This is a genomic window from Methylophaga sp. UBA4204 (genome assembly GCF_002379485.1).
Lineage (GTDB): Bacteria > Pseudomonadota > Gammaproteobacteria > Nitrosococcales > Methylophagaceae > Methylophaga.
Window position 1 is genome coordinate 21,155 of sequence record NZ_DFTU01000042.1, and the last position, 6,649, is coordinate 27,803.

Annotated in this window: 6 protein-coding genes; 5 read left to right on the forward strand and 1 reads right to left on the reverse strand. The window is 46.6% G+C overall.

Features of this window, described 5'->3' with window-relative positions; all coding sequences use genetic code 11:
- From B3182_RS05975 to B3182_RS05990, 4 genes are all read left to right on the forward strand, one after another.
- A partial coding sequence (locus B3182_RS05975) for a class II aldolase/adducin family protein (protein WP_292751957.1) occupies window positions 1-332 on the forward strand: 332 nt, incomplete at its 5' end.
- An 80-nt stretch (window positions 333-412) separates the two neighbouring features.
- Window positions 413-2,560: a 5-histidylcysteine sulfoxide synthase gene (ovoA, locus tag B3182_RS05980; RefSeq protein WP_292353470.1), complete on the forward strand. Its 2,148-nt coding sequence runs from the start codon at window positions 413-415 to the stop codon at window positions 2,558-2,560.
- Window positions 2,547-3,719, forward strand: a complete 1,173-nt coding sequence (locus tag B3182_RS05985; RefSeq protein WP_292353471.1) for a MalY/PatB family protein — start codon at window positions 2,547-2,549, stop codon at window positions 3,717-3,719. The genes ovoA and B3182_RS05985 overlap by 14 nt, the downstream gene beginning before the upstream one ends.
- Window positions 3,720-3,780: 61 nt before the next feature.
- Window positions 3,781-3,984, forward strand: a complete 204-nt coding sequence (locus B3182_RS05990; protein ID WP_292353472.1) for a winged helix-turn-helix domain-containing protein — start codon at window positions 3,781-3,783, stop codon at window positions 3,982-3,984.
- Here the strand turns inward: B3182_RS05990 and B3182_RS05995 are convergent.
- The gene (locus B3182_RS05995; RefSeq protein ID WP_292353473.1) at window positions 3,981-4,553 is read right to left on the reverse strand and encodes a Tll0287-like domain-containing protein; all 573 of its coding nucleotides are present in this window, start codon (window positions 4,551-4,553) and stop codon (window positions 3,981-3,983) included. The genes B3182_RS05990 and B3182_RS05995 overlap by 4 nt on opposite strands.
- A 345-nt stretch (window positions 4,554-4,898) precedes the next feature.
- Here B3182_RS05995 and parE point away from each other — a divergent pair.
- Window positions 4,899-6,649 (forward strand): DNA topoisomerase IV subunit B (gene parE / locus B3182_RS06000; RefSeq protein ID WP_292751960.1); only part of this gene is annotated, 1,751 nt, incomplete at its 3' end.

The following is a 6,649-nucleotide window of genomic DNA, read 5'->3' on the forward strand; positions in this document are numbered from 1 at the left end:
TGGCAACTTATCAGCATAATCCCAATACTCGAGCCGTTATTCATAGTCATGGGCCGCATGCGATTGCGATGACGATGAATGGTGAAGATTTTATCCCGGTGGATTTTGAAGGGCAGTATTATTTTTCGACCATCCCGGTTATTTCAATTGACTATGCCGAGTACATAGAGAAATCACCAATGGCAGTGGCGCAGGGGCTGGCCCGTCATAAAGTTGTCATTGTTCGGGGGCATGGTGTTTATGCCTGCGCGGAAACCATCAATTTGGCCTATAAATGGAGCTGCTCGGTAGAGCTTTCTGCCAAAACGGCCTGGCTTGCTGCCCAGCTATAATCTGCTTTAACGCGAAACCTATTTGTCCAAAACAAGTCAGATTAAATTCTTACAGCTATCCTCAAAGGGATTTTTGACCAATGACTGCCGAAAAAGCCGTATCTTTTTCCCACTCAGAACATAGATATTTACGTACACCACGATTGAATGCAAAAGAGCCGGAAGCTATTCGCAACGAACTCGCTGCCTATTTCAATGCAAATTTTGAGCGTTATGAATCGCTGTTTGATAACTTGAAATCAGAAGAAGGCTATTATCAGAAAAGTATTCCGCTTCGCCATCCGTTAATTTTTTATTTCGGCCATACGGCGACTTTTTTTGTTAATAAGCTTTTATTAGCCGGGTTATTGACTCAACGCATCAATCCTCGTTTTGAATCAATGTTCGCGGTTGGTGTGGATGAAATGAGCTGGGATGATCTTAATGATGATCATTATGACTGGCCTTCAGTAGCGGAAGTAAAAGCCTATCGGCAACAAGTGAAAAAAGTCGTTAATCAACTTATTCAAAAAGCCCCTCTGCAATTACCTATCAACTGGGACAACCCATGGTGGGCCATCATGATGGGGATTGAACATGAACAGATCCATCTGGAAACTTCATCAGTATTAATTCGTCAGCAGCAATTACAGTGGGTACAACCGCATTCGGCGTGGCCGGCATGTGATATTTCCGGAGCAGCTCCTGAGAACACAGTTTTGCCAGTGGATGCTGGTCAGGTAAAACTGGGCAAGTCCTTTGATGATGAGTATTACGGCTGGGATAATGAATATGGTCAACATCAGGCAGAAGTACCAGCCTTTCAATCTGCCAAATATCTGGTCAGTAATCATGAGTTTTTAGCCTTTGTTGAAGCGGGCGGATACCAGAAGTCACAATACTGGCAGCAGGAAGGGCTGCAATGGCGGGAATTTACACAAGCTGAATATCCCACATTCTGGCTAAAAACCGATCAGGGCTGGCAATTGCGGTTAATGGCTGAGGTTGTGCCAATGCGCTGGGATTGGCCTGCAGAAGTAAACTATCATGAAGCCAAGGCATTCTGTGCATGGAAGTCTGAACAAACCGGTGAAACTGTACGCCTGCCTACCGAGGATGAATGGTATCGTCTGGTTGATGTTGCTGGTATCGAAGAACTGGACGAGAATGCAGCCCCCGCCAATATTCATTTGGATCATTTTGCCTCCTCCTGTCCGGTAAATCATTTTGCGCAGGGCGATTTTTATGACGTCAGAGGCAATGTCTGGCAATGGACTGAAACGCCGATTTATCCATTCGATGGATCACAGGTTCACCGCCTGTATGATGATTTCACCACGCCGACATATGATGGAAAACATAATCTGATAAAAGGTGGCAGCTGGATTTCCTGTGGCAATGAAAGCCGTTTATCATCCCGTTATGCGTTCAGACGTCACTTTTTTCAGCATGCAGGATTCCGTTATGTGGTGTCGGATGCGCCAGTGGTGAATCTGGATTCTAACTATGAAACCGACAAAATGTTGTCGGAATATGCTGAATTCCACTATGGTGAAAGTTACTTTGATGTGCCTAACTTTCAAAAAGCCATCGCCCGGATGGCTATTGAGAAGATGGGGGATAAACCCGCAAGACACGCGCTTGATCTTGGCTGTGCGGTTGGTCGTGCCAGTTTCGAATTAGCCAGGCATTTTGATCGGGTCACAGGGGTTGATTTCTCGGCACGGCTGATCAATCTCGGTGTCCAGCTCAAGCGTGATGGCGTCATCCGTTATGCCATAGCCGATGAAGGTGATTTATTACTGTATCGCGAACAACGGCTGGAAAACTTTGGTTTGGAAGATACCGCGCATAAAGTTGATTTTATGCAGGGCGATGCCTGTAATTTAAAAGCGGTCTACCAAGGCTATGATTTGATTTTAGCGGCTAATTTACTAGACCGCTTGTATGACCCGATATTATTTTTAAAACACATACATGAACGAATTAATGTGGGGGGCTTGTTAGTGTTAGCCTCGCCCTATACATGGCTGGAAGAACACACGGATAAAGCCAATTGGCTGGGTGGATTCAAAAAAGACGGAGAAAGCTTTTCCACACTGGATGGCATCAAAAGCGTGTTGGAAAATCACTTTCAATTAATTGATGGGCCATTTTCGCAACCATTCGTACTCCGTGAAACCCGACGTAAATTCCAGCATACTCTGTCAGAGGTGACTATCTGGGAACGTCGAAATGTCGAAGATTGATTTTGATCAGCAAATAGATCGCAGCGGCACGTATAGCCTTAAATACGATGCCCGCCAGCGATTGTTTGGCCGCGAAGATGCCATTCCGTTATGGGTGGCAGATATGGATTTTGCTGCCCCTGAGTCGGTAACAAAAGCGTTGACTGTCAGGGCCCAGCATCCACTTTATGGCTACAGTGAATATCCTGAAGCGTTGTATCAGGCCACCCAGGAGTGGTTTTTACGACGTCATCATTGGCATATTGACGCTGAACATATCCTGATTTGTCCGGGAGTCGTGCCATCATTGCATGCCACCATCATGGCGCTAACCGAAAAGCATGATCAGGTCATAGCCCAGCCACCGGTATATTTTCCCTTTTTCTCGGCGGTGACTGAGACCCAGCGGAATCTGCTATTAAATCCATTGCAGCTGGTGGATGAGTATTATCAGATTAACTTTGCTGAGTTGGCCGAACAGGCTGCAGCAGGGGCCAAAATGCTGTTGCTTTGCTCACCACATAACCCGGGTGGTCGGGTGTGGAGCGAGTCTGAACTGCAACAGCTGCTGGATATTGCCAGGCAATATCAATTGATTATTGTCAGTGATGAAATTCATGCCGATCTGGTCTTATCGGGTCAGAAGCATATTCCGTTGGCAACACTGGCGGATGATGTGCCCATGGTGACCGCTGTATCGGCCAGCAAAACATTTAATATTGCCGGGCTTGGGATGTCGATGTTGATAGTCCCTGATAATCAGCATAAAAAAGCGATTGAATCGGTGTTTAACTCCTGGCATGTCAGTGCTGCCAATCCGTTCAGTATTGAAGCAACGATAGCCGCCTACCGGCATGGAGATCAGTGGCTGGATGAACTGTTATTGTATCTGCAGCAAACCTACCACTGGGTACAGCAATTTTTTGCTGAAAAGCTACCGAAGATACGAATATTGGATTTACAATCAACCTATCTATTATGGCTTGATTGCCGTGAACTAATGCTTAATGACAAACAACTCAGAAGCTTTTTTGTTCAACAGGCGGGTGTGGCGATGAACCCCGGTGTGATGTTTGGCGATGCCGGCAGTGGTTTTATGCGAATGAATATTGCCGCGCCAAGGGCAATGATTGAACAAGCCTGTCAGCAAATCGTTTCTGCCTGGGAAAGCGCGAAATGAAGCTTTACTAAGAACAGTAGAACTTAACAAAAGATTTTACTTCAACGCGATGAGGTTTGTGATGCAACAGACTATTGGGGATGCCGCAGGCAAAATCTGGCAATATTTACAAAAAAATGGGGCGACCAGCATTACCAAGCTGGCTACCGAGTGTGGTCTTGATATCAAAGTGGTACAAAGAGCCATTGGCTGGCTGGCGAGGGAAGATAAACTGATCTCAGTGCAAAAAGGCCGTAGCGAAATTATCAGTCTTAAAGAAAGTTAATTATCCGTCAGGTTCTGTTTGACACTAAATGCGCCACGAACGCTACCCACGCTAAATCCCGTGGCCTGATCATCAGGATAGTGTTTTTTCAACTTGGCCTGGATAGGCTCCGGTATCTTTTCACCGTGGCAGGTGACGCAGACTAAATCGGTACCAATCGCTTTCATCATGCGCCATTGTTTAACGCCGTCTGTTTCCACCTGCTCACTGAAACTGAGCTTTTTAATGATTTCACCTTTTTCCAGGCGTTTTTCAAAACTTCTTAAAACAGTTTTTTCCCATTCATCAGGCTGATTCTCAGGGTTACGGATCTTCAGAGCGGTACGACTGACATCAAGATTGTATTTGGTGGAAACCTGTTGGGCCACTTTGGGAGCAATATCCTTACAAACAGCAATAGTTTTCACTGAACCATCTGTTTGCATGGATAACATTAATGCTGATTTGAGTGTTTCGGCAAATTCTTTTATCGCCGCATTGGCCTGGGTTTCAAACTGTTTAGCGTTATCAGCCTGAACTGAAAAGGCAAATAACAAGATTGTGATAAAAAAAACTGGCCGAATATTCATCTTCGTGCTCCACACTGAGTCGATAAAATAGATGTCCTTGGATAACGATAACTTTCTCCTCCATGGCGGGAGAAGAAAACCTTGTTCGCGAGGTTCAGAGAATCAAAATGCTTTTTGTCAGTGAACCATAGCCGTTATTTAATATGCAACATTGATCATCCCCTCAGGCATTCATAACGACACTTTATTTAGCCCTAAATTGAAAATGATAAGTAAGGTTAAATATTAGCATCTAATTATATGTGATGGGGGCTGCGTTATTTTGTTCCAATCGCCAGGATGCTTGTACATCCTGCTTTTATCCTGCTAACCTTCGGGCAACTTGATTTTTTTGACTAAGAGAAAATGACCAATATCTACGACGCTTCGGCAATTGAGGTTCTAACGGGATTGGATCCGGTCAGAAAACGACCCGGCATGTATACCGATACCACAAGGCCGAATCACCTGGCTCAGGAAGTCATTGATAACAGTGTCGATGAAGCCATTGCCGGTCACGCAACAAATATTGAAGTCATCCTGCATCCCGATAACTCGCTTGAAGTCATTGATGATGGACGGGGGATGCCGGTGGATATCCACCCTGAAGAAGGTGTGCCTGGGGTTGAGGTAATTCTGACCCGGCTGCATGCCGGGGGTAAATTTTCCAATAAAAATTATCGTTTCTCAGGTGGTTTGCATGGCGTCGGTGTCTCTGTCGTCAATGCCTTATCCAAACGACTGGAAGTGAATATCCGTCGTGATGGCATCAGCTACAGCATTGCTTTTGAAAATGGTCTGTTAGTTGAGCCTTTAACTGAAACCGGGACAGTCGGCAAAAAAAATACCGGTACCAGCGTCAGGTTCTGGCCAGATACCAGTTTCTTTGATGCACCAAAGTTTCTGGTCTCACGTCTGCGCCATGTTTTGCGAGCCAAAGCGGTATTATGCCCCGGTTTAGTGGTTACCTTTGAAGATTTAAGTGGTGCCGAAAAACAAAATGATCGCTGGTGTTATGAAGATGGCCTGAACAGTTATCTCGCCAATGCGATGACTGATGTACCCTGCGTCCCAGCCAAACCGTTTGTTGGTCATTTTGCTGATGAAGATCAGGAAGTCGACTGGGCCCTGATGTGGCAGCTTGAACCGGCAGAGGTGATTGCAGAAAGTTACGTCAATCTTATCCCGACCGCACAGGGGGGGACGCATGTAAACGGTTTACGCTCAGGTCTGCTAGATGCTTTGCGTGAGTTTTGCGAGTTTCGCAGCCTGTTGCCACGCGGCGTAAAACTATCGGCCGAAGATATCTGGGAACGCTGCAGTTACGTATTATCAGTCAAATTGCAGGATCCCCAGTTTTCCGGCCAGACGAAAGAACGTCTGTCTTCCAGGCAATGTGCCGGGTTTGTTGCCGGTGCAGTAAAAGATTCGTTCAGCCTATGGCTCAACCATCATATTGAAGATGGTGAAAAAATAGCCGAGCTGGCCATTAACAATGCCCAATCACGTTTAAAACAGGCAAAAAAAGTTGTACGTAAACGGGTGCAATCCGGTCCGGCACTTCCCGGTAAACTGGCGGACTGTACTTCTCAGGATCCATCTCGCACTGAACTGTTTCTGGTGGAAGGGGATTCTGCAGGCGGTTCTGCCAAGCAGGCCCGTGACCGCGAGTTTCAGGCGGTTATGCCGCTGCGGGGCAAAATTCTGAATACCTGGGAAGTGGATTCGGGTGAAATACTGGCCTCCCAGGAAGTCCATGATATCGCGGTTGCGATTGGTGTAGACCCGGCCTCGGATCAGATTGACGGCCTGCGCTATAACAAGATCTGCATTCTTGCCGATGCGGACTCAGACGGCCTGCATATCGCGACGCTGCTATGTGCCTTGTTTGTTAAGCATTTCAGGCCTCTGGTCGCGGCCGGTCATGTGTTTGTCGCTATGCCGCCGCTGTACCGGGTCGATTTGGGGAAAGAGACATTCTATGCCCTGGACGAACACGAGAAACAGGGCATTCTGGATCGAATTGAAGCGGAAAAACGCCGTGGCAAGATTTCGGTTACACGCTTCAAGGGTCTGGGTGAAATGAACCCCCTGCAACTGCGTGAAACCACCATGGC